The organism is Tersicoccus solisilvae, from assembly GCF_014643255.1.
Lineage (GTDB): Bacteria > Actinomycetota > Actinomycetes > Actinomycetales > Micrococcaceae > Tersicoccus > Tersicoccus solisilvae.
Genome location: NZ_BMJI01000012.1, coordinates 62,415 through 86,883 on the forward strand (window position 1 = coordinate 62,415; position 24,469 = coordinate 86,883).

Here is a 24,469-nt window from a genome sequence, read left to right on the forward strand (position 1 = left end):
TGCCTCGCGCCACCGCGCTTGAAGGAGTTTCCAGCAGTTGCCTCCGGCCCGGTGCCGGCGGCCTCAGCCGGCGGCGTCGGCGGGGCGGGCCGGCGTCGAGCGCCGTTCGACGAGCCGGGTGGGCAGCAGCACGGGCCGGTCCACCGCGGGATGGCTGCCGCGCTCGAGCGCGAGCAGGTGATGAACGGCGGTGGCCCCGATCCGCGCCAGGGGCGTGGCGATGCTCGAGAGGGCCGGCACGACGAGGCCGGCGAGGATCGAGTCGTCGAACCCGACGACGGCGACGTCCTCGGGCACGCGCACGCCCGCGGCGAGCACCGCGCGCTGGAAGCCGATGGCCATCAGGTCGTTGTAAGCGAGCACGGCGGGGGTCGGGCGGGCCAGCCAGGCCGCGGCGGCCGCCTCCCCGCCGGCGATGTCCGGGGCGAACGGTCCCAGCTGCCGGGGCCGCAGCCCGAGCCCGGGCGCGGCGTCGACGAGCGCACGCCAGCGCACGCCGTTCGCCCACGACGCCTCCGGCCCGGCCAGGTAGGCGACCCGGGACCGGCCGGCCGCCGCGAACAGCTCGGCGGCGTGCCGGATGCCGGTCGCGTCCCCGACGACGCAGGGTACCCCGGTGACGAACCGGTTGAGCACCACCGTCGGCTTCTGCCGGGCGATCAGCCGGATGCCGGCGTCGGACATCCGGGAGCTGGTCAGCAGCAGGCCGTCCACGGAGTCCAGCACGCGTTCCAGGATGCTGCGCTCCAGCCGGTCCGACTCCTGGGTGTTGGCCAGCAGCAGCGTGTAGCCGGCGGCGGTGACCGCCTCCTCGGCGCCACGGATGATGTCGATGAACACCGGGTTGGTGATGTCGGCGACGAGCAGGGCGATGGTGCGGGCCGGCGGCCGGGCGGTGGGTCCGCGGCGCTGGGTCATCTCCGGCCGGTAGCCGACCTGCTCCGCCGCGCGCCGCACCTTCTCGGCGGTCGCGGCGGTGACCCGGCCGGGCCGGGCGAACGCCCGGGACACGGTCGACGGCGCGACACCCGCGGCCCTGGCCACGTCGTAGATCGTCACCCGGTCCGTGGGAGCGGCCCCGTCGGCGGCCGGCAGCGGCCCGTCCTCGGTCACGGCCGGCCTCAGCGGGGCACGACGCCGGTGGGCCGCGCGCCCGCGGCGGGCACGAGGGGCGCGGGGTCGAGGTCCGCGGCGAGCTCGCCGAGGACCTCGACGAGCAGGCGGTGCTCGACGTCCTTCAACCGGGCGTGCAGTGACTGCTCGTCCTCCCCCGGCGCGATGTCGACGGCGCGCTGGGCGAGGATCGGGCCGGTGTCCACCCCGTCGTCGACGACGTGCACGGTGACGCCGGTGACCCTGGCGCCGTAGGCCAGCGCGTCGCGGACGCCGTGGGCGCCCGGGAAGGCCGGCAGCAGGGCCGGGTGGGTGTTGACGATGCGGAACCGGCGCACGACGCCGGGGCCGACGATGCGCATGAAACCGGCGAAGAGGACGAGGTCGGGCTCGTGGGCGGCGATGGCCGCCTCGAGCGCGTCGTTCCACGCCGCCCGGTCCTCGAAGCGGTCCCGCGGCACCGCGAAGGTCGGCACGCCCGCCCGCTCCGCGCGGGCGACGCCGCCGCAGCCGGGCACGTCCGTGCCCACGGCGACGACCTCGACGTCCAGCCGGCCGGCCGCCACCGCGTCCAGCACCGACTGCAGTCCCGTGCCGGAGCCGGACACCATCACGAGCAGACGCATGGGCTCAGTCTAGGAGTCGGACGCCGGCTCGGGGCGCGGCTCAGGAGGTCGGCTGCAGATCGTCGACGTCGACGGTGGCCGAGACGGGCTCGCGCGCGGGGAGTTCCTCGAGGGGCGGCTGACGCTCCAGCCACGGCCCGACGACGTAGCCGAGGACCACGCCGACGGCCACCTCGGCCGCGGTCAGGGCGGCGGTGAGGCCGAGATGCGGGCCGAGCTCGGTGAGCCGGCCCAGGCCGATGCCGCCGCCGGAGAGCCAGGCGGCCAGGCCCATCAGCAGCCCGGCCACGGCACCGGCGGCCACGCCCAGGACCAGGGTGGAGAGGGTCGCGGAGATCCAGCGCGGCTTGATCCGCAGGGCGAGCCAGTCGTCGAAGTGGTTCTCCGCCTCGCGGAGGAACCACCAGCCGGCGAGCATGCCCGCGATCACCGGGATCAGCAGGGTCAGCAGGGCGAAGGTGGGGGTGGTGGTGGGGATCGCTCCGAGCACCGGGACGGCGGGCAGGGCGCCCACGTCCGTGGTGAAGGGGCTGACGGTGGTGCCGGCGCCGACCGCGAAACCGGCACCGGAGGAGTACGACGCCGTCCAGATGGCCAGGTTGGGCAGCACGGCGAGCTGACCGACGGTCAGGGCGGCGGCGCCCACCGAGCCCGGGTGCAGCGCCTCGACGATGGTGATGATGTCGGCCCAGTTCACCGCGAGGGCGACGGCCAGCAGGACGGCACCGGCGGCCAGCACGGCCAGCACGGCGAGACCGGCCGCCCGCAGCACCGACCACAGATAGGAGCCGGCCCACCGCATCCGCTGGCTGCTGCGGGCCACCGCGTCGGCCGGGTCGACGCCGACCAGCCGGCTCCAGGAGCCGGCCTCCCGGCGCACCCCGCCGAGCAGGCCCACGGTGACGGGCACGAGCGGCACGAGCGCACCCAGGGGGGTCGGCACCGAGACCTCCGGCGTCGAGCAGATGTACGCGGTGCCCATCCCGGCGAGCGCGTAGACGCCGAGCGCGCCGACCACGGCCTGCCAGAGCTGGTCCGTGTAGGAGGCCCGCGCGAGGCGGCGGCCGCCGCGCCAGGCGAGCAGCAGCGGGATGAGGGTGCCGCCGAGCGGGATCAGGGAGAAGACACCCGGGTCCCCGCCCGTGGCCACCGTGAGCGGGGTGCCGTGCAGCAGCAGCCACACCTGCCCGGCGAGTCGGGCGGCGGAGGCGGCCGAGCGGTCCGCGAAGCCGCCGGCGAACCAGGCGGCGAAGACCGGCACGAGCACGATCACGGCGCTGAGCAGGGCGGCCTGCAGGAACACGACGGCGCCCTGCAGCCAGAGCGGCATCGGGAGGTGGCGGTGGCCGCGGGGCCCCAGTGTCATCTTCATCGCCATCATGGTCCCACCGTGAGGCGGCCGCGACGGGCAGCAACGCCGCCCGGGTTCATGGGACGTTCACGAACCCGTTGCCGCGATCTGGAGGGCCGGTCGCCTCGACCGGTGACGCTGGGACCGTGCGCATCGCGATCGTGGCCGAATCCTTCCTGCCTCACATGAACGGCGTCACCAACTCGCTGCTCCACGTGCTGGAGCATCTCGCCCGTCGCGGCGACGACGTGCTCGTCGTGGCGCCGTCGGGGTCGACCGTCGCCCCGTACGTGCCGGACCAGCTGGCCGGGTTCCTGCCCGCCCCGCTGGCCACGGTGGTGACGGAGGACGACGGGCCGGCCCGGGTGCACGGCTTCCCGGTGCACCGGCTGCCCTCGTTCGCCCTGGCGGGCTACCCGAACGTGCGGGTGGCCGCGGGGACGGTCGGTCGGGTGCGCCGCCTGCTGGCCGACTTCCGGCCCGACGTCGTGCACCTCGCGTCCCCGTTCGTGCTCGGCTGGCGTGCGGTGCAGGCGGCCAACCACCTGGGCATCCCGACCGCGGCCGTGTACCAGACCGAGGTGCCCGCCTACGCCGCCCGATACGGGGTGCCGTGGCTCGAACCGCGGCTGTGGCAGCGGGTGCAGGACATCCACCGCGCAGCGACCGTGACGCTGGCCCCGTCGACGTTCGCGCACGACCAGCTGCTCGAGCACGGCGTGCCCCGGCTGGCCCTGTGGCGCCGCGGCGTGGACACCACCGGCTTCAGCCCGAGCCGGCGCGACGACGCCCTGCGGGCCGAGCTGGCGCCGGACGGGCAGCGGCTGGTGGGCTACGTCGGGCGGCTGGCCGCCGAGAAGCAGGTGGAGGACCTCGCGGTGCTCGGGGACGCCCCCGGCGTGCGGCTCGTCGTCGTCGGTTCCGGGCCCCTGAAGGACGCGCTGCGGGAGAAGCTTCCCGGCGCGTGGTTCGCCGGATTCCGCTCCGGTGCGGATCTCGCCCGGATCGTGGCGTCCCTGGACGTGTTCGTGCACCCCGGTGAATCCGAGACCTTCTGCCAGACGATCCAGGAGGCGATGGCGTCCGGGGTGCCCGTGGTCGCGACCGGGCGGGGTGGTCCCCTCGACCTGGTGGACTCCTCCCGCACCGGCTGGCTCTACCGGCCCGGTGACCTCACCGGGATGCGAGAGCGGGTGCTCGACCTCGTGGGCGACGACGCGAAACGGGCCGCCTTCGCCCGGGCCGCACACGCGTCGGTGCAGGGGCGCACCTGGCCGGTGCTGTGCGACCAGTTGATCGGCCACTACGAGGATGCCATGGCGGCGCACCGGCAGGTGCGGCCGGCCGCGGGCCGGTCACTGCTGCGCTCCCGCCGCGGCTGACACCGACCGGTCGGCGCGTCGGCTCGACGCGCGGGGACCGGTCGACGCCGTCAGTCGTCGAGCGTGTCGGGCCCGGCGTCGGTCTTCCGGGCGGACTCGGGTTCGCGTTCGGTCTCCTGCGCGGCGGCACGTGCGGCGTCCCGGTCGTCCTCGGGCTCCTGCGTGTTCGCCTCGGACGTGGCGCCGATGCCGACCCCGTCCTCGTGCCCGGGGATGTTCGACGGATCCGGGTCGGACTGGTGCTGGCCTGATTCCTGGGTGTCGCTCATGGTGCCCAGCGTAGTGCGGTGGCGCGTCCCCGTCTGCCCTCCCGCCGCTCGTCGTGGCCGCTCAGTCCGCCACCCGGTGCTTGGTGCCGGCCTCGTAGCGGCGGTCGGTCAGGTCCGAGCGGAGCAGGTCGTCGGCCAGCAGCTTGACGATGAGGAACCGGGTCTGCGGCGAGGACTCGTACACCAGCCGACGGTGCTGCCCCTCGCCCGCGGTGGTGACGCCGAACTGGGGGTTCCGGTCGATGAACTCCACCAGGTTCGGGGTGGTGAGCGCGTCGGCGTACGCGGGGTCGGCGGCGAGCAACCGGGCCAGCTGCGCCATCTTCGCGATCATCGCGGGCTCGGTCGAGACCGCCTCGGCCAGCTGGTCGGCGCCGTCGATCGCGACGGAGGCGGTGGCCGTGGCGAAGGTGGTGCGGGCCATCGTCCGCGCCCGGTCCGGCGCCTGCAGCTGCTGCGCCAGGGTGGTCACGGCGGTGAACAGGACGTGGTCCCCGATCACGGCCGCGTCGAACCGGGGCGAGTAGTACAGCAGGTGCGCCTCCGGCACCGGCTCCCAGTAGCCGTCGCGGGGCAGCAGGGCGCGCACGCCCCGGACCCGCCGGGTGGCGATGCCCTCGCCCTTGAGCCGGTACACGGCGAGCCGGTCCCCGTCCGCGCCGGTCAGCACGTGCACCATCGCCACGACCGGGTCCTCCTCCCGCCCCCGGTCCAGGGGGAGATCGTCGGTGAGCACCCGTGCGTGCAGGGCGGCCAGGGCCGGGGCGTTCGCCAGCGCGTCGACGAGGGCCTCGTGGCTGCCGGGCCGGTAGGACGGGTCGTAGGCCACCAGCTCCCGGTCCAGCAGCCCGAGCAGGTAGGCGCCGATGTCGGTCACCACGTCGGCGGCGAGGCCGGCGGTGAAGTCGACGGCGCTGAGCATGGGCTCGGTGAGGGTGCCGCGCACCAGCACGGTGTTCAGGGTCGGCGCCGCCAGCACCGCCTCGAGCCGATCGCGGGCGCCCGCGAGTTCGGGCGCCGTACCGGAACCGGCGGCGGGGTCGGTGGCGGTGGGGCTGGTCACGGTCGGTCCTCCTGGGGGATGGTCGGGTGGCCGGGGCGGTCCCGGCGCGCGGCGATGAAGACGCCGGGGGCGAGCCGGTGTGCCCGGACCACCCCGCGCTGCGGCAGGAACTCGGCTCGGCTGAGCAACCGCACGGCGGCGCCGTTCTCCAGTTCCAGCTCCCAGATCCGGTAGCCGGCCAGGGCGAGGACGGGGTTGAGGTAGTACAGCCGGCCCCGGACGTACACGACGGCGAAGATCAGCAGGTACAGCACCATGGCGAGTTGCCGGGCGGGGTCCGACCCGGCGAACACGGCCAGCACGACCGGCACCATCTGCGCGCCGAGCAGGCTCAGCAGCTCGCTGTCCCGCTGCCTCACCTCCGCGCTGCGCAGGGGCACCGCCTGGCTGGCGCGGGCCGCCCGCAGCACCGCCCCGGCCAGACCGGTGAGGGCGAGCATGAGCACGGCTCCCGCGACGTTCCACCACCGGCCCGGCAGCGGCGATCCGGCCAGGAGCACGATCGCGGCCAGCGGCCCGAACGCGGACAGCAGCAGCCCGCCCCCGACGAACGCCTCGCGCATCGACGGTCACCTCCTCGTCGGCCCCCGGTCAGCACCCTCGTGGCGACCCCGTCCCCGGGATCCGACTCCAGCATGCCGCGCGCCACCGACAGAACTCACCGGCGTCGCCCCACGGCGACGCGCCGCCGGCCGGGGGAAGGCCGACGGCGCGCCGAACAGGGAGCCGGCGCGCGGGGCGCGGCCGGCTGGAGCCGTCAGCGGGCCGGTGACCAGACCGCCGTCATGCCGCCGGCCGGCACGGGCACCGTCCGCGTCCGGGTCGGGACGCCGACGCCCGCGAACCGGCCGTGGTCGTCGAACCGCACCGCCACCGCGCGCCCGGTGCCCGGCACCGCGGCAGTGCGGGAGCCGGCCGCCGCACTGATGAAGAGGCGCAGGGTGCCGGTGGGCCCGCTGAGGGTCACGGTGGACACGAGCGGTTGCAGCAGCAGCGCGTCCAACCGGCCCTCACCGGTGGCGGTCGCGGTGACCGCGGTGTCGGTGGCCCGCAGCGTGCCGGGCACCGCCCAGGGGGCGAGGATGCCGGGGGCCGCGCTCACGCCCTGCGCCCCGGCACCCCCGTTGGCGACCGTGCCCAGCAGCCGGGTGCCGGTTCGCAGGGTCAGCCGACCGGCGGCGGTCTCCCGTCGCTCCGCGACCGCGTACACGCGCCGTTCCCCACCGGTGCCCGTCGCGGCACCGACCGGGATGCTCACGGAGGAGCCGGCGCCGAGGCGGACATAGCGGCCACCGGACCAGTTCGCCTCACCCGTCCATGGGGAGTCCGGCGTGACGACGGCGGCGGCGCCGTCGAGCGTCCCGGCCTCGGCCTCGACCACGCGCAGCCCGTCGGTGCCGTGCGGGCCGCCGAGGGACACCGCGAGCGACCTGACCGCCGGGTGGGCGTCGAGGGCGAGCATGGACAGCTGCGTGTGGATGACGGACTCGGCCCCGCAGTTGCGGTTGAGCCGGCCGTCGGTCTCGATGCCGTCGACGCACGCGCCGGTGGCACGGTCGTAGACCGGCACGCCGGCCTTGTTGGCGCCGAAGTACCAGGCCCCGAACGCGGCGGCGAGCACCGCGAGCCCCGGTGCCCGGCCGCGATCGGCGGTGTCGAGCAGGGAGGCGATGCGCGAGTCGACGCCGTAGGCGATCTGCGCCTCGCCGGGGACCGGGCTCCAGGCGTTGTCGGGGCCGCCGGCGGCGAGCAGCTGGGCGCTGAAGCTGGCGCCGTCGGCGACGGCGGGCGCCAGCAGCCCCGGCCGGTGCAGCACGCCGGAGGCGCGGGCGAGCGCGGCCGGGGCCATGCCGCCCCACGCGTGCCACAGGCTGCGGGTCGTCACGCTCGGCAGGATCGCGCCGAACGGCCACTGCCCCACCGTGCCGCTGGCCATGGCGGCGATGCCCTCGCTGTAGCGGGCCAGGTCCCGTCGCACCCGCGCGTCGGCCGGCGCCGCCTGCACGTAGGCGCTCAGGCCGAGCACGGCCTCTGCCGTCGCGTCCGCGCCGCCGGTGATCAGCCAGGCCGGCACGCGGGCGCCGTCGGACACGTTCCAGGTGCCGTAGCGGGACAGGGACTGCCGCTCCAGGGCGCCGAGGGCGAGGTGCAGGCGGTCCCGCAGGAAGGACGCGAAGGGGCGGTCGCTCGCGGCGAACGCGGCGTATCCCTCCCCCAGGGCCCAGACCGTGCGGGCCAGCCAGTACGACTCGGCCGAGTCGGACGGATCGGGCTCCTCGTGCGGTTCCGCGCTCGGAGTCAGCGTCCCGTCGGCCTGCTGCCAGAGCACGACGTTGCCGGCGTCCGGTCCCGAACTCGTCTGCAGGTAGGTCAGGGCCCGCAACAGTTGCAGGGCCCGGTCGCGGCTGGAGGTGCGGTGGTTCTGCCGCCAGTCCCGGACGTAGACGACGGCGGCGCGGGAGATGTCGTCGGCGTTGAAGGCGCCCTGGGTGTAATGACCGGTGGCCGGGTCCAGCCGGCCGCCGCCGACCCGGGTGAAGGTGCCGTCGTCGGCGTTCCGGTCGGCGTAGGTCCACGGCGCGGTCGCGGTCGGCTGCTGCGCGAGCCGCCAGGTGGTGTGGCCGGCCAGCGGCCGCAGCGGCACGTCGGCCATCAGCCAGTCCAGATGGGCCAGGTTGGTCAGGGCGCCGCCCCCGGAGGCGGCGGGCAGGCCGGGCGCCACCGGGGCGGGGGCAGCGGTGGCCGTCCCGGCCGGCAGCAGCAGGAGCGCGCAGACGAGGGGAACGAGGAAACGGAACGGGAAACGGGACATCGGGTCACCTCTCGGGGCGTCGGACCGCCGGCGCGGGCGCCGTGCGGTCGAGGCGGGCGACGCCGATGCGGGCGTCGGCCATGCCGTAGAACACGTAGGTCCTGCCGTCGATCTGCTCGATCGCGGTGGGGAAGACGACGTTCGGCACGGTGCCGGACCGCTCGTCGTCGGTATCGGGGGTGAGCAGCGGTTCCGCGGTGCGGGCGAGCACCCGGGACGGGTCGGCCCCGTCGAGGATCATCGCTCCGGCCGCGTAGTGCACGTCCGTCTGCGGGGTGAACGCGGACCCGCTGATGTGCCCCGACACGCCGTGGTGCAGCAGCAGCCAGCCCTCCGGCACCCGGATCGGGGCCGGCCCCGCCCCGATCTTCAGGCTCTCCCAGGGGTGCTCGCTCATCGCGACCAGCCGGTGCTGGCCCAGCCGGACGAGGTGGCGCAGGTCCCGCTGCACGTCGGCCACCGGCACGTAGGAGATCCAGATGCCGGGCCGGGGGTCGGTGACGCCGGCGGGCAGGTGCTCCCCCTCCCCGTCGCGGATCCAGCCGAGGTCCCACATCGGCCGGTGCAGCAACGCGAAGGACGCGACGCCGTCGGGCGCGGGCACCGGCTCGGGGAAGAACACGGCGTCCTTGTTGGGGAACAGGTTCAGGTCGGTATCCAGCTCCGGCACCCAGTCCAGCAGCAGCGGGCCGAGCCGGTCCCAGTGCCGCAGGTCGGTGGAGACGGCCAGGGCCAGCCGGGGGCCGAGCGGGCCGTACGCCACGTAGGTCATCACGTGCCGCCCGAGCGCCTCGATCCAGGTGGTGCGCGGGTCCTCGGTGCCGGCGTTGGCGACGCCCCGTTCGAAGCCCGCGTCGGGCGCGAGCACCACGCCCTCCCGGCGCACCCCGGTGGGCACGCCGTCGGTCAGTTCGACCGCGGCCAGCCCCACCCGGGAGACGTTGCCGGTGGCGACGAGCCGGGGCAGCAGGTAGAGCCCGCCGTCGGGGTCGCGGCCGCTGGCGGGGTTGAGCACACCCTCCGCCTCCAGCGCGTTGCCCGGCTCCGGCGTCATCACGATGCCGCACCGGGTCAGCGTGTAGGGCACGGTCCGCGCATGGGCCGCGTCGGTGGTCATGGCGTCATCCCTTCACGCTCGAGCCGATGTCGGTCGAGACGAAGTAGCGCTGGAACACGACGAACAGGGCGATGGCGGGCGCGGCGAGCACGCAGGCCCCCGCGAGGATCGCCCCGTAGGGGTTGGCGACGGAGCCGGACACGTTGGAGATGTAGTTGGCCAGGGACACCGCCAGCGGCTGCATGGCCGCGTCCTTCGTCACCAGGAACGGCCAGAGGAACTCGTTCCAGGGGCCGATGAACGTGAGCAGCACGGCGGTGACCAGGGCCGGGCGCACCATCGGCAGGGCGATGGTCCACAGGATCCGCAGTTCCCCCGCCCCGTCCATGCGCGCCGCCTCGAACAGGGACGCGGGCAGCTGCAGGAAGTACTGCCGGAAGACGAATACCGCCGTCGAGTTGATCGCGAAGGGCGCGATCATGCCGAGGTAGCTGTCGCCCAGCCGGTAGTCCCGCACGATCATCACGTACAGCGGGATCAGCAGCAGCTGGAACGGGATCATCTGCACCAGCAGCATCATGGCGAACACGAGGCCGCGGCCCCGGAACCGGATCAGCGCGAGCGCGTACCCGGCCAGCACCCCGAACACCACCGTGCACAGGATCACCCCGCCGGTGAAGATGCCCGAGTTGGTGACGCCGCGCAGCAGGTCGATCGAGTCGTTGATGCGCGCGTAGTTGTCGCCGGTGATGTTGGAGGGCTGCGGGACGATCCCGGTGATCGACGTGTCCGGCTCGGCCTGCAGCGAGCCGACCACCATCGAGAAGAACGGGAACAGGAACACGACGGCGCCGAGCACGAGCAGCACGAGGCTGCCGGCCCGGGGACCGCCGGAGCGCTTCCGGCCGGCGCGGCCGCGGGCCGCCGGGGGGGCACCCCCGGGGATCGGGTCCGGTGCGGACGCGGACGCGGTGGCCCGCTGCTGGACGCTCACTGGTCCTCCTCCCGTCCGAGGAAGCGCCGCTGGATGAGCGAGATGATCAGCACGCCGATCACCAGCACGACGCCGAGGGCGGCGGCGACGTCGGGCCGCTGCTGCAGGATGCCTTTCTGGTACATCAGGAACACCGGGGACGAGGAGGCGCCGTCGGGCCCGCCGCCCCCGGTGAGCAGGTAGGGCTCGGTGAACAGGTTGGCGCCGGTGATGGTCGCCAGCAGGGTGACGAGGAAGGTGGCCGGGCGCACGCCGGGAATGGTCACGTTCCAGAACTGGCGCCAGCGGGATGCCCCGTCCACCGCCGCGGACTCGTACAGCTCCTCGGGGATGTTCTGCAGGGCGGCGAGGTAGAGCAGGATGAAGAAGCCCAGCTGCTTCCACGTCACGTAGAGCGCGACCGTCGGCATCGCCAGCCACGAGTTGACCAGCCAGCTGGGGTTCGGGGCCAGCGGGCCCAGCAGGTGGTTGACCAGGCCGTCCTGCTGGAACAGGAAGAGCCACACGCCGACGACGGCGACGGAGGCGGTCACGTACGGCACGTAGTAGCTGACCCGGAAGAACGTGCGCAGCCGGGTCACCCGGTTCAGGGCGTTGGCGAGCACCAGGGAGAGCACCACGGTCAGCGGCACGTTGATCACCAGGAAGACGCCGATGTTGGCGAAGGAACGCAGCACCACGGGGTCGGCGAGCACCGTGGCGTAGTTCTGCAGCCCCACGAACGGCCGGGGCACGGAGACACCCGGTGCGGTGAAGAAGAACTTGTGGAAGGAGATGTAGACGGCATACCCGAGCGGGTAGGCGAACACGGCCAGCAGGTAGAGGACGTAGGGGGCGCTGAACAGCCAGCCGGCCACCTGCCGGCGGACGGGGTGAGCCGTCCGCCGGCCGGGGCGCCGCCCGGCGGTGCGCTCCGCGACGGTCGCGGTGCTCATGGTCAGCTGCCGGCGAGGGTGTTGATCTTGTCGGCGGCGCCCTTGAAGGCGTCGTCGACGCCCTGGTTGCCGAAGATGACGGACTTGCTCCAGGCGTCGCGGAACGTCTGCCAGATCTCCACGGAGCTGCCCACGTTGGGCACCTCGACGGTGCGGGTCGCCTCGTCGGCGAACTGCCGGTACGCGGGATGCTGAGAGAAGTAGTCGGCGTAGTCGGTGGTCAGCGAGGCGCGCATCGGCATCTGCCCGGTCATCTCGAGCAGCTTGCCGTCCTGCTCCTTGCTGGTGGCGAACTTGACCACGTCCCAGGCGGTGCCGGGATTCTTGCAGGCGCTGTAGATGGCCATGTTCTTCGCGTCCGAGAACGTGAAGGTGGCGTCCTTCGCCGTCGACGCGGGCACCGGAGCGGTGTCCCACTTCACCTTGCTGCCGTAGAAGTCGATCGCCCAGGGCCCCGCGAGCGCCATCGCCGCCTTGCCGTCGGCGAAGGAGTCGCCCTTGTAGGCCTCCTTGGAGGACAGCCCCTCGCTGTACATGGTCTTCCAGAAGGTGGCGACGTCCTTGCCCTCGGTCGAGTCGAAGGTGGCCTTGCCGTCCTCCACGAGCTGCTTGCCGTCGGTCGCGGCGGCGTAGAAGGGGTAGAAGTCGAACCAGGACTGGAAGAAGTCACTCGCGGGCGACGGCCACAGCGCCGTCTTGACGGCCCCGGACTTCACCAGTTTGCGGGAGGTGTCCAGCAGCTCGTCGCGGGTGGAGAGCGCCGGCTTGTCCGGATCCAGCCCGGCCTTGGCGAAGATCTCCTTGTTGTAGAAGATCACGACGGGGTTGGACTTCCAGGGGATCTGGTAGAACTTGCCGTCCGACGACGTGTACTGGCCGGCGAGGTCGCCCGTGCGGTCCTTGATGTACTGGGCGCCGTCGGGGAACGAGTCGACGGCCACCAGGCCGCCCTGCTGCTGGAACTGCGGCACCGCGACGGGCGCCGTGTTCAGCACGATGCAGGGCGCGTTGCCGGCGGTGATGGCGGCGCCGATGACCTCCTCGGAGCTCTTGCCCGCCGGGATCTCCTGGGCGGTGATCTTCTGGTCGGCGTGGGCGGCGTTCCAGGCGGCGACCATCTGTTTGCCCCACTTCACCTCCGCCGCGTTGTTCGAGTACCAGACGGTGATGGGTCCCTTCGCGGCGGTGTCGCCACCGCCACCGCCCTGGTCCCCGCCGCTGCCGCCGCAGCCGGCGAGGGCGACGACCAGTCCGGTGGCGGCCAGCCCCGCCCCCAGCCGGGTGAACAGTGCTCTGCTCGTTGCCTGCATGGTTTCTCCTCGTTCGCTCGTGGATGGATGGTGGTCACGCGGGTGGTGCCGTGGTCCCCCGGACGACGAGGGACGGCGGCGTCATGATGGTGTCGGCCTGCCGGGGCCCGTTCTCGACGCACCGCAGCAGCAGGCGGGCGGTGAGCTCGCCCCAGTGCACGGGCGAGGTGGTGACCGTCGTCAGTCCGGGGTGCAGGTGGGCCGCGATGGGCGCGTCGTCGTAGCCGACGACGGAGATGTCGCCGGGCACCGTGCGCCCGGTGGCGGCGATGGCGGACATGCCGGCGACGGCCATCACGTCGTTGGCGTAGACCAGCGCGGTGGGCGGGTCCGGCCGGCCGAGCAGCTCCAGGGTGGCCTCGACCCCACGGGCGGCGCCGAAATCGGTCTCGGCCACGAGGTCGGTGGCCAGGCCGTGCGCGGCCATCGTGTCGCGCCACGCCCGCCACCGGCTGCGGCCGTGGATCAGTTCGGACGGCCCCGCGACGTGGCCGACGCGCCGGTGACCGAGCCCGATCAGGTGCTCCACCGCGTCCCGGACGCCGGCGGTGTCGTCGACGACGACGGCGGGGAACGGGGAGGGGGCGTCGGGCCGGTTCAGGGTGACCACGGGCAGCCCCGTCCGCTGCAGCAGGGCGATCCGGCTGTCCGCACACCGCAGGTCGCTCAGCACGAAGCCGTCCACCCGCGAGCCCTCGGCGAGACGCCGATAGGCACGCTCCTCCGCCCCGGGCCGGGTGACCACGGTCAAAACGAGGGTGACGTCCTCGTCGGAGAGCACGGTCTCCAGGCCGGCGATGAAGCCGGGGAAGAACGGGTCGGAGCCGAGCAGGCCAGGATCGCGCGCGATCACCAGGCCGACCGCGAACGCCCGCGCGGAGGAGAGGGACCGCGCTTGGGCGTTGGGACGGAAGCCCAGGTCGCGGGCGTGGGCGAGGATGCGGCGCCGGGTCTGCTCGCTCACCCCGGGCCGGTCGTTGAGCGCGTAGGACACCGCGCCCTTGCTCACTCCCGCCGCTCGCGCGACGTCGGAGATGGTCACGCCCATGCGCGTCCTTCGCTGCCGAATCCGCTCGGCCGCCCCCGTCGGTCGCCCCGGCCGGTCCCCCGGTCGAGTGATATCGGTCACTTAACCGGTTCAGCGTCGCCCGTGTCAAGAGTCGGGCGACCTCCCTGCGGGCGGGAAGCCCGGGCGGACGTGCATCGTTATGCTGGGGACGGGCCCGAGGGCCCCGTCGCTGATCGACGAGCCACCTTCAGATCGAGAGCCGGGAGACGTCCATGAAACTGAGTAACATTCCGCTGCGGCTGGTGACCGGTGCGTTCATCCTGAACTCGGGCATCGCGAAGAAGGACCTCGACGGCGGCTCCGCCGCGGGGCTGCAGAGCATGGCGGCCAACGCCATCCCCGAGTTCAAGGACATGAAGCCGGAGACCTTCGGCAAGTTCATCAGCTACTCCGAGATGGCCGTGGGCTCCGCCCTGCTGTTCCCCGCGGTCCCGGCGCGCCTGGCGGGCCTGGCCCTCGGCCTCTTCTCAGCCGGCATGCTGACCATGTACTTCCGCACCGAGGGCATGACCCAGCCCGACGGCATCCGGCCGACGCAGCAGGGCACTGCCGTCGCCAAGGACGTGTGGATGGCCGGCATCGCGGCCTCGCTGCTCATCGGCGGCAGCAAGCGCTGACCGCCGCGCGCCTGCGCGGTCGGGCACCGGCGCTGACGTGGGTCAGCGCAGAACCACGGTGCGCTGACCGCGCAGGACGACGCGTCCCTCGGCGTGCGGCGCATTCAGCACGCGGGTGCGCGCCTCAGCACTCGATGACGTTCACGGCCAGGCCGCCGCGACTGGTCTCCTTGTACTTGACCTTCATGTCGCGGCCGGTGTCCCGCATCGTCTTGATCACCTTGTCGAGGGACACCTTGTGGGTGCCGTCGCCCTGGCGCGCCATCCGGGCCGCGTTGATCGCCTTGACCGACGCGATGGCGTTGCGCTCGATGCAGGGGATCTGCACGAGCCCACCCACCGGGTCGCAGGTCAGCCCCAGGTTGTGCTCCATCCCGATCTCGGCGGCGTTCTCCACCTGCCGGGGGGTCCCGCCGATCACCGCGCACAGGGCGCCGGCCGCCATCGAGCATGCGGAGCCGACCTCGCCCTGGCAGCCGACCTCGGCGCCGGAGATCGAGGCGTTCTCCTTGTAGAGGATGCCGATGGCTGCGGCGGTGAGCAGGAAGGTGATGACCCCGTCCTCGTCGGCGCCCGGGATGAACGTGTCGTAGTAGTGCAGCACCGCCGGGATGATGCCGGCCGCCCCGTTCGTCGGGGCGGTGACGATCCGCCCGCCCGAGGCGTTCTCCTCGTTGACGGCGAGCGCGAACAGGTTCACCCAGTCCATGGCGCGGAGGGGATCGGACTCGTCGGTCTGCGCGCTCAGCTCCGCGAAGAGGCGCGGCGCCCGGCGGTTCACCTTCAGTCCGCCCGGCAGCACCCCCTCCTGCGCGCAGCCGTTGGCGACGCATTCGCGCATGACCGCCCAGATCTTCAGCAGCTCCGCGCGCAGCTCCTCCTCCGTGCGCCAGGACAGCTCGTTGGCGAGCATCACCTCGGCGATGGACAGGCCCTCCCGCTCGCAGATCTCCAGCAGCCGCTCCCCCGTGGTGAACGGGTAGGGCAGCGGGGTCTCGTCCTCGACGATCCGGTCCGCGCCGGCGGCCTGCTCGTCGACGACGAACCCCCCGCCCACCGAGTAGTAGGTCCGCTCGACGATGGTCTCCCCGGCGGCGTCGTACGCGGCGAACGTCATCCCGTTCGGGTGCGCCGGCAGCGACTTGCGCCGGTGCATGATGAGGTCCTCGTCCGGGTCGAAGCCGATGGCGTGGCTGCCGGCCAGGGTGAGCCGCCGGTCCTGCTTGATCCGCAGGACGCGTCGGTCGGCGCCGCCGGTGTCGACCGTCTCCGGGTCCTCGCCCTCCAGGCCGAGGATCACGGCCTTGGGCGAGCCGTGGCCGTGGCCGGTGGCGCCGAGGGAGCCGAACAGCTGGACGAAGAGCCGGTCGACGTCGGTCAGCCGGCCCGTCTCCGCCAGTCCGGCGACGAACCGGCGGGCGGCGCGCATCGGCCCGACGGTGTGCGAGGACGACGGGCCGATGCCGATCGAGAACAGGTCGAGGGCACTCAGAGCCATGGGGACAGAGCCTTTCTCAGTGGAATTCAGCCATGGAGTCCAGCAGCAGGGCGACGGTGTACTCGGTGAACGAGCCGCGGGGCAGGATCCGGAACTCCGGCTCCTCCCGAGTCTTCCACAGCACCACCTGCACCGGGCCCAGCAGCGTCGCGTAGGCCCGGCCGGCGGGCAGCGCCCGGGGGTGCAGATCGAACGTCACCGACTTCTCCAGCACCTCCCGCGCCGCCGTCCCGGCCAGCTCGAGGGTGGTCCGGTTGGCGGAGACGTCGACGGCCTGCCCCCGGACGTCGCCGAGCGCGTCGGCCAGCCGGCCGACCAGGTCGGCGGGGGCGGGCAGCGCGTCCTCGGGACCGACGACGAGGAACTCGTCCGGGCCGAGCCACAGCACCGCGGCGCCGGTGCCCTCGGTGCTGCCCGTGACGTCGCCGCAGGCCGCCGGCAAGGGCAACCCGAGGGCCGCCTCCACCCGCGCCGCCGCGTCCGTGCCCGGCTCCACCCGGAGAGCGACCATGGTCTGGAACGGGATCTCCCGGAGGCGGACCGCGGTCCCGGACCCGGCGGTCACGGCCTCGGCCAGGTGACCGCCGGGGCTGCGGCGAAACCGCGTGCCGGCGTCCGTGCTGGATCCCGTGCTCGTTCCGGCCGTGCCGGCCGCTGCCATCGTGCTCATCTCAGCCATCCCTCCGTGCTCCTTCGGGGTCGTACACCACGGTGTCGCCGACCTCCACCTCGATCAATTCCGCACCGACCGGCGCGAACAGCCGGGTGCCGATGCGCTCGCGACCGCCCTTGACCAGGGCCAGGCCGAACGGCCGCTCCAGCGTCTGGCTGCGGTAACTCGACGTCACGTGCCCGACCATCGGGACGGGGAACACGTCCGTCGGGGTGCCCGGCTCGATCAGCTGGGTGCCCTCGGGCAGCAGGGTCGACCGGTCCACCGGCAGGACGGAGACCATCTGCTTGCGGTCCACGTCGGCGTTGTGCAGCCGGCTGTAGGAGCGCTTGCCGATGAAGTCCTTGAACTTCGAGATGATCCAGTCCATCCCGAGGTCCTGCGGGGTGACGGTGCCGTCGGTGTCCTGCCCGACGATCGGGAAGCCCTTCTCGGCGCGCAGCACGTGCATGGTCTCGGTGCCGTAGGGCGTGATGCCGAACTCGGCACCGGCCTCGGCGACCTGCTCCCACACGGCCAGCCCGTACCAGCTGGGCACGTTGACCTCGAAGGCGAGCTCCCCGGAGAAGGAGATGCGGCAGATCCGTGCCCACAGGCCGGAGGCCAGGGTGGTCTCGCGGAACGCCATGAACGGGAACGCCTCCGCCGAGACGTCCAGCTCGGGCGCGAGCTTCGCGATGACCTCGCGTGACCTCGGCCCGACGACGGCCACCGTGCTCCACTGCTCGGTGACGGAGGTGAAGGTGACGTCCAGCTCCGGCCACTCGGTCTGGGACCACTCCTCGAGCCAGTCCAGCACCTTGGCGGCACCGCCGGTCGTGGTGGTCATGACGAACCGGTCCTCCGACAGGCGCAGGGTCACCCCGTCGTCGAACACCATGCCGTCCGGCCGGCACATGATGCCGTAGCGGGCCATCCCGGGCTTGAGCTTGGCGAAGCCGTTGGTGTAGACGCGGTTGAGGAACTCCCCGGCGTCGGCGCCGCGGATCTCGATCTTGCCGAGCGTGCTGGCGTCCTGGAAACCGACGCCGGTGCGGGCGGCCCGGCACTCGCGGGCGACCGCGGCCTCCATGTCCTCCCCGTCCCGCGGGTAGTACCAGGGCCGCTTCCACTGCCCGACGTCTTCGAACCGCGCGCCGTGGGCCACGTGCCACGGGTGGACGGAGGTCACCCGGGCCGGGTCGTAGAGGTCCCCGCGGCCGCGCCCCGCCAGGGCGGCGAAGGCGACCGGGGTGAACGGCGCCCGGTAGGTGGTGGTGCCGATCTCGCCGACGGTGGGGGCGTGGCCGTCGCCGCCGAGCTCGGCCTTCAACGCGTCCGCGATGACGCCGATCGTGTTGACGCCGCTGGTCTTGCCCTGGTCCGCGGCGGTGCTGATCGACGTGTACCGCTTGACGTGCTCGACCGAGCGCATCCCGGCGCCCGTCGCGCGCAGCACGTCGCGCACGGTGTTGTCCCGCTGCAGGTCGACGACGTGGTCGACCAGTTCGGCGTCGGGGTCCTGACCCGGCACGACCCACACCTGCCGCACGGGGCCGGCTGCGGCGAAGCGCTCGGCGTCGCCCGGGACGGTGTGCTCCCGGTCCCCGGCGGCGCTCGGCGCGAAGCCGGCGGCGGTGGCCGCGGCGGCGCCGGCGGCGGCACCCTCGGCCACGGCGTGGGCCGTGTCGTAGGTGCCGTTCAGCGCGCCGGCGAGGTGCTGGTGGGGCACGGCGACCGTCGGCACGAAACCGGCGATGTCGTCCCGCCAGGTCAGCCGGCCCAATCGCTGGCTGTGGAGGTGGACGGTGGGGGTCCAGCCGCCGGAGACGGCGAGCACGTCGGTGGCGATCGTCTCCGCGTCCCCGGTCAGGGTGCCGTCCTCGGCGAGGCCGCGCACGGTCACCGTGGCGAGGCGGGCGCCGTCCTCGGCGGCGGTGGTGTCGACCACCGCGGAGCCGATCCGCACGTCCACCCCGGCGGCGACCGCTGCGACGGCGCGCTCGCTTGCCTCGGTGCGGGCGTCGACCACGGTGGCGACCTCGACGCCGGCGGCGAGCAGGTCGTCGACGGTGTCGTAGGCGCTGTCGTTGGTGGTGAAGACCGCGACCCGGCGGCCCGGGAGGGCCGCCCAGCGGCCCACGTAGGACCGCACGGCGGAGGCGAGCATGACGCCCGGCCGGTCGTTGTTCGCGAAGATCAGCGGCCGCTCCATGGCGCCGGTGGCGAGCACCACCTGCTTCGCGGTGATGTGCCAGAGGCGCTGCCGCGGGGTGGCGGAGCCGTCCGCGTCGGCGGAACGGGTCGGCCCCGGGGTGACCGTCTGCAGGGCGAGCAGGTAGTTGTTGTCGTAGCTGCCGAAGACGACGGTGCGCGGCAGCAGGGTCGTCTCGGGCTGCTGGACCAGCTCGGCCACGACGTCGTCGGCCCAGGCGGGGGCGGGGGTGCCCTCGACCGTGGTGCGCGGCTGGGAGAGCAGGGACCCGCCGAGCCGTGCGTCCTGGTCGGCGACGATGACCCGGGCCCCGGTGGCGGCGGCGGCGCGCGCGGCGGCGAGGCCGGCGGGGCCGGTGCCGATCACGACGACGTCGGCGTGCACGTGCTTCTTGTCGTAGCGGGCGGTGTCCTCGCGGGGATCCAGGATGCCGATGCCGTCGAGGAGGTCGACCTCCAGTCCGTCGGTCAGTTCGACCGCGGTGGCCTGCAGCATGGACTCGTTGACGTCGCCCCGCACCCGGATCAGGGCGTTCGGCTCGTCGACGCCAGCGGCCACGATGCCGCGGGGACGCCGCTTGTAGATGGAGTCCCCGACGCGCAGGGCACCGGCGGCGACCAGCGCCGAGGCGACGGTGTCCCCGGGGTGGCCCGTGTACGTCGTGCCGTCGACGGTGAAGGTCAGGGTGGTGTCCCGGTCGATCCGGCCGCCGCGGTCGAGGCGGTGGGACGGCGATGCAGGGGTGCTCATGGTCTACTTCCCCGTTCGTTCGGTCGAGGTGGCGGCGTCCGGCGCGGCGCCCGGTGCCTGGTCCGACGCGCCGTTCGGCGTGCCGGGCACGACGGTGGACTGGACGAGTTCGGAATCGCGGGGGCCGTGCGGGCTCGTGACGTCCGGCCGGGGCTCGCCCATCCGGTAGACGGCCATGATGTCGTAGGTGTGGGTGTCACGCAGGGCGTTGAACCAGCGGCGGCAGCCGACCGAGTGCACCCAGCGCTCCGCGTAGATCCCCTTGGGGTTGTCCCGGTAGAAGAGGTACTCGGCCCAGGCGGCGTCGTCGAGCGCGTAGGGGTCCTCGGGGTAGGCCACGTGGGCCTGACCCCCGTACCCGAACTCGGTCTCCTGCCGCGGACCGCACCAGGGGCAGTCGATGATCAGCATGTCGGTCTCCTCAGTGGGCGACGGCGGCGGCGCCGTGCTCGTCGATCAGGGCGCCGGAGACGAAACGCTCCAGCGCGAAGGGGGCGTTCAGCGGGTGCGCCTCACCGGTGGCGATGGTGTGGGCGAAGGTCGTCCCGGCGGCCGGGACCGCCTTGAACCCGCCGGTGCCCCAGCCGCAGTTGACGTACATGTTCTCGACCGGGGTGGTGCTGACGATCGGGGAGGCGTCGAGCGTGACGTCCACGATGCCGCCCCAGGTACGGAGCAGGTGGGCGCGGGCGAAGATCGGGAACAGCTCGACCGCGGCGGCCATCTGGTGCTCGATCACATGGAAGGAGCCGCGCTGGCCGTAACCGTTGTAGGGGTCGACGCCGGCGCCCATCACCAGTTCGCCCTTGTGGGCCTGGGACACGTACACGTGCACGTGATTGGACATCACCACGGTGGGGTGGACCAGCTCGTGCAGCTCGGAGACCAGCGCCTGCAGGGGGTGGGACTGGATGGGCAGCCGGAACCCGGCGAGCTCGGCGAGGACGCTGGAATGCCCGGCGGCGGCCAGGCCCACGGAGCCGGCGTTGATCCGGCCGCGGGTGGTCTCGACACCGACGACGCGCTCGCCGTCCTTGATGAAGCCGGTCACCTCGCAGTTCTGGATGATGTCGACACCCAGCTCGGAGGCCCGGCGGGCGTAGGCCCAGGCCACCCAGTCGTGCTTGGCGATGCCGGCGCGGGGCTGGTAGGTCGCACCCATCACCGGGTAGCGGATGTCGTCGTCGATGTTGATGATCGGGCACAGGTCCTTGACCTGCTGCGGGTCGATCCACTCGGCGTCGACCCCGTTGAGCTTGTTCGCCTCGACGCGCCGGACGCTGTCCCGCACGTCCTGCAGGGTGTGGGCCAGGTTCATCACGCCGCGCTGGCTGAAGAAGATGTTGTAGTCCAGCTCCTCCTCCAGGCCCTCCCAGAGCTTGAGGGCGTGCTCGTAGATGCCCGCGCTCTCGTCCCAGAGGTAGTTGGAGCGGATGATCGTGGTGTTCCGGGCCATGTTGCCGCCGGCCAGCCAGCCCCGCTCGAGCACCGCGACGTTGGTGATGCCGTGATTCTTCGCGAGGTAGTAGGCGGTCGCCAGGCCGTGCCCGCCGCCGCCGACGATGACGACGTCGTAGCCGGACTTCGGCTCCGGGTTGTCCCAGAGGTGGGCCGGGTGCTCCGGCAGTTCACGGACGCTCATCGGTCGCCTTTCGAGAGCAGCGGCAGGGCAGGGTACAGCGGGAAACGGTCGGCCAGGGCGCTGACCCGCTCGCGCAGCGGGGCGAGGGCGTCCTCGCTGCCGTCCCCGGTGAGGGCGGCGGCGATGATGTCGGCGACCTCGGTGAAGGCCTCGGCGTCGAAGCCGCGGCTGGCCAGGGCGGGAGTGCCGATCCTCAGGCCCGAGGAGACCATCGGGGGCCGCGGGTCGAAGGGCACGGCGTTCCGGTTGACGGTGATGCCGATGGAGTGGAGCAGGTCCTCCCCCTGCTGGCCGTCCAGGTCGGAGTCCCGCAGGTCGACCAGCACGAGGTGGACGTCGGTGCCGCCGGTGAGGATGGTGATGCCGCGGGCGGCGACGTCGTCGGCGGTCAGGCGCTCGGCGAGGATCGAGGCGCCCGCCAGGGTGCGGCGCTGGCGGTCCGCGAACTGCTCTCCGGCGGCCACCTTGAAGGCGACGGCCTTGGCGGCGATCACGTGCTCGAGGGGGCCGCCCTGCTGGCCGGGGAAGACCGCGCTGTTGACCTTCTTGGCGATGGCGGCGTCGTCGGTCATGATCACACCACCGCGGGGGCCGCCGAGGGTCTTGTGAGTGGTCGAGGTGACGACGTGGGCGTGGGGCACCGGCGAGGGGTGCAGCCCCGCGGCGACGAGGCCGGCGAAGTGGGCCATGTCCACCATCAGGTAGGCGCCGACCTCGTCGGCGATCTCGCGGAAGCGGGCGAAGTCGAGCTGGCGCGGGTAGGCGGACCAACCGGCGATGATCAGGGCGGGGCGGTGCTCCCGGGCCTGCGCGGCGACCTGGTCCATGTCGACGAGGTGGGTCTGCTCGTCCACGCCGTAGGCGACGACGTTGTAGAGCTTGCCCGAGTAGTTCAGCTTCATGCCGTGGGTGAGGTGGCCGCCGTGGGCCAGGTTCAGGCCGAGGATGGTGTCGCCGGGCTGGATCAGGGCGTGCATCGCGGAGGCGTTGGCCTGGGCCCCGGAGTGGGGCTGGACGTTGACGAAGCCGACGTCGAAGAGGGACTTGAGCCGGTCGATGGCGAGGTTCTCGATCACGTCGACGTTCTCGCAGCCGCCGTAGTAGCGGCGGCCCGGGTAGCCCTCGGCGTACTTGTTGGTCAGCACCGAACCCTGGGCGGCCATCACCGCGGTCGGGGCGAAGTTCTCGGAGGCGATCATCTCGAGGGTGGACTGCTGGCGGACCAGCTCGGCGTCGATGGCGGCGGCCACCTCGGGGTCGAGGGTCGCGAGGTCGTCGTCGAGAACGCTGGCGGCGTCGCTGACGGGAACGCCGGCCGGAGCGGAGAGCGAGGTCATGGAGTCTCCTGACGGACGGGGAGGGAGGTCTTGTCGGTAACTGATATATCAAGCGTGTACGGATAGTATGCTGGATCACATCGGCGGCGTCAACCGTCGTCGTGTCACACACGCAGCACCATCGTCAGCAGGGATCACCCGGGCCCCCACCGCAGGGTCCGACGGCAGGGAGGAGACGCCCGTGAGCGTCACCGCAGCAGCGTCAGCGATCGAGGCGGCGCCCTATGCCTCGTTGGCCGACCAGGCCTACCACGTGCTGCGCAAGCGGCTGATCATGCTGGACATCCCCCCGGGGGCGGCGATCAACGAGGCGGCGCTGGCCGCGGAGCTCGGCATCGGGCGCACGCCGGTGCGGGAGAGCCTGAAGAACCTGGAGACGGATCACCTGGTGGTCTCCTATCCCCGGCGGGGCACCTTCGCGACCCGGGTGGACATCACGGATCTGGCGGCGATCTCGGAGATGCGCCGGGTGCTGGAGCCCTTGGCGGCGCAGCGCGCGGCGGTGGGCGCCACCGAGGAGCAGCGGGAGGAGCTGCGGGACAAGGCCCGCCAGATCAGGTCGATGAGCGGAGAGGACACGGACAACCGGGCGTTGATGGAGTACGACGTGGACGTGCACCGGCTGATCTACCGGGCATCCGACAATCCCCACCTGGAGGAGACGCTGGTCCGGCTGGACAACCTGGTGACGCGGATCTGGTGCCTGGTGCTGCACCGGATGCCCTCGGTGGCCGACCACATCCGGGAGCACGTGGGACTGCTGGAGGCCATCGCGGACGGGGACGCCGAGCGGGCGAGCACGCTCGCAGGGGAGCACGTCGAACACTTCGAGGCCTCGATCCGCGCGGTGCTCTGAGGGCGTCTCGCCCCTTCCGGGCCCACCCGTCCGGCGGCCGTCGGCCTGACCCGGCTCGTCGTGGGACTCCGTGATCGCCGGGACAGGCGGATGGCGCGGCCGGTGGTCCGGCCCGCCGCCGAGGCACTCGGCCGGAGCCCAGCCAGGTCACCGGTCCGTGATCGCCGGACCGGCGGATGGCGCGGCCGGCGGTGTCGATCGGGGTCGGCTCGTCCGGCCGAGCGCGGCGAGACCTGACTCAGAAGGGCGGGGGTTCGGGGTCGGTGACGTAGGCTCGGCCGGCGGGCGAGGTCCATCGCAGTCGGCTGCTGGCCCGGCCGTCGTCGCTCACGCCGCGCGCCGCGCTCCCCCGCTCGTCCGCCTCGCCGCCGCTTCCCGTCGTGACCGACCACCCCGAATGGTGCTTGAGCACGTGATGCTTCCGGCACAGGTGCGCCAGATTCTCCGGCACGGTCGTGCCTGCGTCGACCCACGCCCTCACGTGGTCGACATCCGACGCCATCGCCGACCGGCGGCACCCCGGGAACCGGCACGTCCCGTCCCGCACCACCAACGCCCGCCGCAACGCCGCCGGCAACCGGTATGACAACCCCGTCGTCAACGCGACCGGCACCACCCACGCCGGCTCCTCACCCGCGCGGCAATCCCTCTCACTCGTTCGGCCTGTCCGACCCGGGGGCGGGCCCACCTCGCCGGGCGGGCGAGCCGTGCCGTCGGGCGGCGGGTCGGTGCCGTCGGGCGGTCGATCGGTGCCCTCGGGCGGGCGATCGGTGCCCTCGGGCGGCGGGTCGCCGCGGTCGGCAACAACCGCGAGCAGGAACGACGTCGCCCGCGACGCCAGCTCACGCGCGTCGACCGCCGGAATCGGACCGAACTCCCCGAGCCAGCCCGGCTCATCGCCACCGAGCAGGGTCGCTGCCG

22 protein-coding genes are annotated in these 24,469 nt (G+C 73.1%); 3 read left to right on the plus strand and 19 right to left on the minus strand.

Annotated elements, in window-relative coordinates; translation table 11 throughout:
- Nucleotides 1-63: 63 nt before the first annotated feature.
- Genes IEX22_RS10280 through IEX22_RS10290 form a run of 3 tightly spaced genes read right to left on the minus strand, consistent with a single transcriptional unit; the run spans nucleotide 64 to nucleotide 3,111 of the window.
- Nucleotides 64-1,113: a LacI family DNA-binding transcriptional regulator gene (locus tag IEX22_RS10280; protein WP_229659939.1), complete on the minus strand. Its 1,050-nt coding sequence runs from the start codon at nucleotides 1,111-1,113 to the stop codon at nucleotides 64-66.
- 8 nt (nucleotides 1,114-1,121) lie between these two features.
- The gene (gene purN / locus IEX22_RS10285; RefSeq protein WP_188668309.1) at nucleotides 1,122-1,739 is read right to left on the minus strand and encodes a phosphoribosylglycinamide formyltransferase; all 618 of its coding nucleotides are present in this window, start codon (nucleotides 1,737-1,739) and stop codon (nucleotides 1,122-1,124) included.
- Between the two features lie 40 nt (nucleotides 1,740-1,779).
- On the minus strand, nucleotides 1,780-3,111 hold the full coding sequence (locus IEX22_RS10290) for a cell division protein PerM (RefSeq protein ID WP_229659940.1): 1,332 nt from the start codon (nucleotides 3,109-3,111) through the stop codon (nucleotides 1,780-1,782).
- A gap of 125 nt (nucleotides 3,112-3,236) precedes the next feature.
- Here IEX22_RS10290 and IEX22_RS10295 point away from each other — a divergent pair, with 125 nt between their 5' ends.
- The gene (locus tag IEX22_RS10295; protein WP_188668310.1) at nucleotides 3,237-4,472 is read left to right on the plus strand and encodes a glycosyltransferase family 4 protein; all 1,236 of its coding nucleotides are present in this window, start codon (nucleotides 3,237-3,239) and stop codon (nucleotides 4,470-4,472) included.
- Between the two features lie 50 nt (nucleotides 4,473-4,522).
- Here the strand turns inward: IEX22_RS10295 and IEX22_RS10300 are convergent, their stop codons facing one another.
- The 9 genes from IEX22_RS10300 to IEX22_RS10340 all read right to left on the minus strand — a co-directional run bounded on the left by IEX22_RS10300 (nucleotide 4,523) and on the right by IEX22_RS10340 (nucleotide 13,960).
- On the minus strand, nucleotides 4,523-4,741 hold the full coding sequence (locus tag IEX22_RS10300) for a hypothetical protein (protein WP_188668311.1): 219 nt from the start codon (nucleotides 4,739-4,741) through the stop codon (nucleotides 4,523-4,525).
- Between the two features lie 61 nt (nucleotides 4,742-4,802).
- Nucleotides 4,803-5,804 (minus strand): Kiwa anti-phage protein KwaB-like domain-containing protein, encoded by a 1,002-nt coding sequence (locus tag IEX22_RS10305; RefSeq protein WP_188668312.1) that lies wholly within the window; start codon nucleotides 5,802-5,804, stop codon nucleotides 4,803-4,805.
- Nucleotides 5,801-6,367 carry a KwaA family protein gene (locus IEX22_RS10310; protein ID WP_188668313.1) on the minus strand — a complete coding sequence of 189 codons (567 nt, stop codon included), beginning with the start codon at nucleotides 6,365-6,367 and terminating at the stop codon, nucleotides 5,801-5,803. Before IEX22_RS10310 ends, IEX22_RS10305 begins: the two co-directional genes overlap by 4 nt.
- Nucleotides 6,368-6,561: 194 nt before the next feature.
- Entirely contained in the window at nucleotides 6,562-8,616 is a 2,055-nt protein-coding gene (locus IEX22_RS10315) for a hypothetical protein (protein WP_188668314.1), read from the minus strand.
- A 4-nt stretch (nucleotides 8,617-8,620) separates the two neighbouring features.
- Nucleotides 8,621-9,733 (minus strand): glycoside hydrolase family 130 protein, encoded by a 1,113-nt coding sequence (locus IEX22_RS10320; protein ID WP_188668315.1) that lies wholly within the window; start codon nucleotides 9,731-9,733, stop codon nucleotides 8,621-8,623.
- A 4-nt stretch (nucleotides 9,734-9,737) separates the two neighbouring features.
- Entirely contained in the window at nucleotides 9,738-10,493 is a 756-nt protein-coding gene (locus tag IEX22_RS10325; protein WP_188668339.1) for a carbohydrate ABC transporter permease, read from the minus strand.
- Between the two features lie 170 nt (nucleotides 10,494-10,663).
- Complete coding sequence (locus IEX22_RS10330; protein WP_188668316.1) at nucleotides 10,664-11,602, minus strand: carbohydrate ABC transporter permease; 939 nt, start codon at nucleotides 11,600-11,602, stop codon at nucleotides 10,664-10,666.
- 2 nt (nucleotides 11,603-11,604) lie between these two features.
- Nucleotides 11,605-12,912: an extracellular solute-binding protein gene (locus IEX22_RS10335; RefSeq protein WP_188668317.1), complete on the minus strand. Its 1,308-nt coding sequence runs from the start codon at nucleotides 12,910-12,912 to the stop codon at nucleotides 11,605-11,607.
- 34 nt (nucleotides 12,913-12,946) lie between these two features.
- Nucleotides 12,947-13,960 carry a LacI family DNA-binding transcriptional regulator gene (locus IEX22_RS10340; RefSeq protein WP_188668318.1) on the minus strand — a complete coding sequence of 338 codons (1,014 nt, stop codon included), beginning with the start codon at nucleotides 13,958-13,960 and terminating at the stop codon, nucleotides 12,947-12,949.
- A gap of 233 nt (nucleotides 13,961-14,193) precedes the next feature.
- Here IEX22_RS10340 and IEX22_RS10345 point away from each other — a divergent pair, with 233 nt between their 5' ends.
- Complete coding sequence (locus IEX22_RS10345) at nucleotides 14,194-14,598, plus strand: hypothetical protein (RefSeq protein ID WP_188668319.1); 405 nt, start codon at nucleotides 14,194-14,196, stop codon at nucleotides 14,596-14,598.
- A 124-nt stretch (nucleotides 14,599-14,722) separates the two neighbouring features.
- Here the strand turns inward: IEX22_RS10345 and IEX22_RS10350 are convergent, their stop codons facing one another.
- From IEX22_RS10350 to glyA, 6 genes are read right to left on the minus strand one after another with little or no spacing between them, the layout of a single operon-like run.
- Complete coding sequence (locus IEX22_RS10350; RefSeq protein ID WP_188668320.1) at nucleotides 14,723-16,096, minus strand: L-serine ammonia-lyase; 1,374 nt, start codon at nucleotides 16,094-16,096, stop codon at nucleotides 14,723-14,725.
- 16 nt (nucleotides 16,097-16,112) lie between these two features.
- A complete protein-coding gene (locus IEX22_RS10355; RefSeq protein WP_188668321.1) occupies nucleotides 16,113-16,775 on the minus strand; it encodes a sarcosine oxidase subunit gamma in 663 nt (220 codons plus the stop codon).
- Nucleotides 16,768-19,713, minus strand: a complete 2,946-nt coding sequence (locus tag IEX22_RS10360; protein ID WP_188668322.1) for a 2Fe-2S iron-sulfur cluster-binding protein — start codon at nucleotides 19,711-19,713, stop codon at nucleotides 16,768-16,770. Before IEX22_RS10360 ends, IEX22_RS10355 begins: the two co-directional genes overlap by 8 nt.
- 3 nt (nucleotides 19,714-19,716) lie before the next feature.
- Entirely contained in the window at nucleotides 19,717-20,124 is a 408-nt protein-coding gene (locus IEX22_RS10365) for a sarcosine oxidase subunit delta (protein ID WP_188668323.1), read from the minus strand.
- A gap of 10 nt (nucleotides 20,125-20,134) precedes the next feature.
- A complete protein-coding gene (locus tag IEX22_RS10370; protein ID WP_188668324.1) occupies nucleotides 20,135-21,355 on the minus strand; it encodes a sarcosine oxidase subunit beta family protein in 1,221 nt (406 codons plus the stop codon).
- Complete coding sequence (gene glyA / locus IEX22_RS10375) at nucleotides 21,352-22,692, minus strand: serine hydroxymethyltransferase (protein ID WP_188668325.1); 1,341 nt, start codon at nucleotides 22,690-22,692, stop codon at nucleotides 21,352-21,354. The genes IEX22_RS10370 and glyA overlap by 4 nt, the downstream gene beginning before the upstream one ends.
- 181 nt (nucleotides 22,693-22,873) lie before the next feature.
- On the opposite strand from glyA, the gene IEX22_RS10380 reads away from it, so the two are divergent.
- Nucleotides 22,874-23,548 carry a GntR family transcriptional regulator gene (locus tag IEX22_RS10380; protein ID WP_229659941.1) on the plus strand — a complete coding sequence of 225 codons (675 nt, stop codon included), beginning with the start codon at nucleotides 22,874-22,876 and terminating at the stop codon, nucleotides 23,546-23,548.
- Nucleotides 23,549-23,786: 238 nt separating this feature from the next.
- Here IEX22_RS10380 and IEX22_RS10385 read toward each other — a convergent pair.
- Nucleotides 23,787-24,469: HNH endonuclease signature motif containing protein (locus tag IEX22_RS10385; RefSeq protein WP_188668327.1), on the minus strand; the 683-nt coding region annotated here is incomplete at its 5' end.

Excerpts from the sequence above, each read along its gene's own strand:
- IEX22_RS10345 (WP_188668319.1), top strand. The coding sequence starts at position 14,194 with ATGAAACTGAGTAACATTCCGCTGCGGCTGGTGACCGGTGCGTTCATC.
- IEX22_RS10340 (WP_188668318.1), bottom strand. The coding sequence starts at position 13,960 with ATGGGCGTGACCATCTCCGACGTCGCGCGAGCGGCGGGAGTGAGCAAG.
- IEX22_RS10335 (WP_188668317.1), bottom strand. The coding sequence starts at position 12,912 with ATGCAGGCAACGAGCAGAGCACTGTTCACCCGGCTGGGGGCGGGGCTG.
- IEX22_RS10315 (WP_188668314.1), bottom strand. The coding sequence starts at position 8,616 with ATGTCCCGTTTCCCGTTCCGTTTCCTCGTTCCCCTCGTCTGCGCGCTC.
- IEX22_RS10330 (WP_188668316.1), bottom strand. The coding sequence starts at position 11,602 with ATGAGCACCGCGACCGTCGCGGAGCGCACCGCCGGGCGGCGCCCCGGC.
- IEX22_RS10310 (WP_188668313.1), bottom strand. The coding sequence starts at position 6,367 with ATGCGCGAGGCGTTCGTCGGGGGCGGGCTGCTGCTGTCCGCGTTCGGG.
- IEX22_RS10300 (WP_188668311.1), bottom strand. The coding sequence starts at position 4,741 with ATGAGCGACACCCAGGAATCAGGCCAGCACCAGTCCGACCCGGATCCG.
- glyA (WP_188668325.1), bottom strand. The coding sequence starts at position 22,692 with ATGACCTCGCTCTCCGCTCCGGCCGGCGTTCCCGTCAGCGACGCCGCC.
- IEX22_RS10325 (WP_188668339.1), bottom strand. The coding sequence starts at position 10,493 with ATGGTGGTCGGCTCGCTGCAGGCCGAGCCGGACACGTCGATCACCGGG.
- IEX22_RS10320 (WP_188668315.1), bottom strand. The coding sequence starts at position 9,733 with ATGACCACCGACGCGGCCCATGCGCGGACCGTGCCCTACACGCTGACC.
- IEX22_RS10360 (WP_188668322.1), bottom strand. The coding sequence starts at position 19,713 with ATGAGCACCCCTGCATCGCCGTCCCACCGCCTCGACCGCGGCGGCCGG.
- IEX22_RS10365 (WP_188668323.1), bottom strand. The coding sequence starts at position 20,124 with ATGCTGATCATCGACTGCCCCTGGTGCGGTCCGCGGCAGGAGACCGAG.
- purN (WP_188668309.1), bottom strand. The coding sequence starts at position 1,739 with ATGCGTCTGCTCGTGATGGTGTCCGGCTCCGGCACGGGACTGCAGTCG.
- IEX22_RS10355 (WP_188668321.1), bottom strand. The coding sequence starts at position 16,775 with ATGGCTGAGATGAGCACGATGGCAGCGGCCGGCACGGCCGGAACGAGC.
- IEX22_RS10370 (WP_188668324.1), bottom strand. The coding sequence starts at position 21,355 with ATGAGCGTCCGTGAACTGCCGGAGCACCCGGCCCACCTCTGGGACAAC.
- IEX22_RS10290 (WP_229659940.1), bottom strand. The coding sequence starts at position 3,111 with ATGAAGATGACACTGGGGCCCCGCGGCCACCGCCACCTCCCGATGCCG.
- IEX22_RS10350 (WP_188668320.1), bottom strand. The coding sequence starts at position 16,096 with ATGGCTCTGAGTGCCCTCGACCTGTTCTCGATCGGCATCGGCCCGTCG.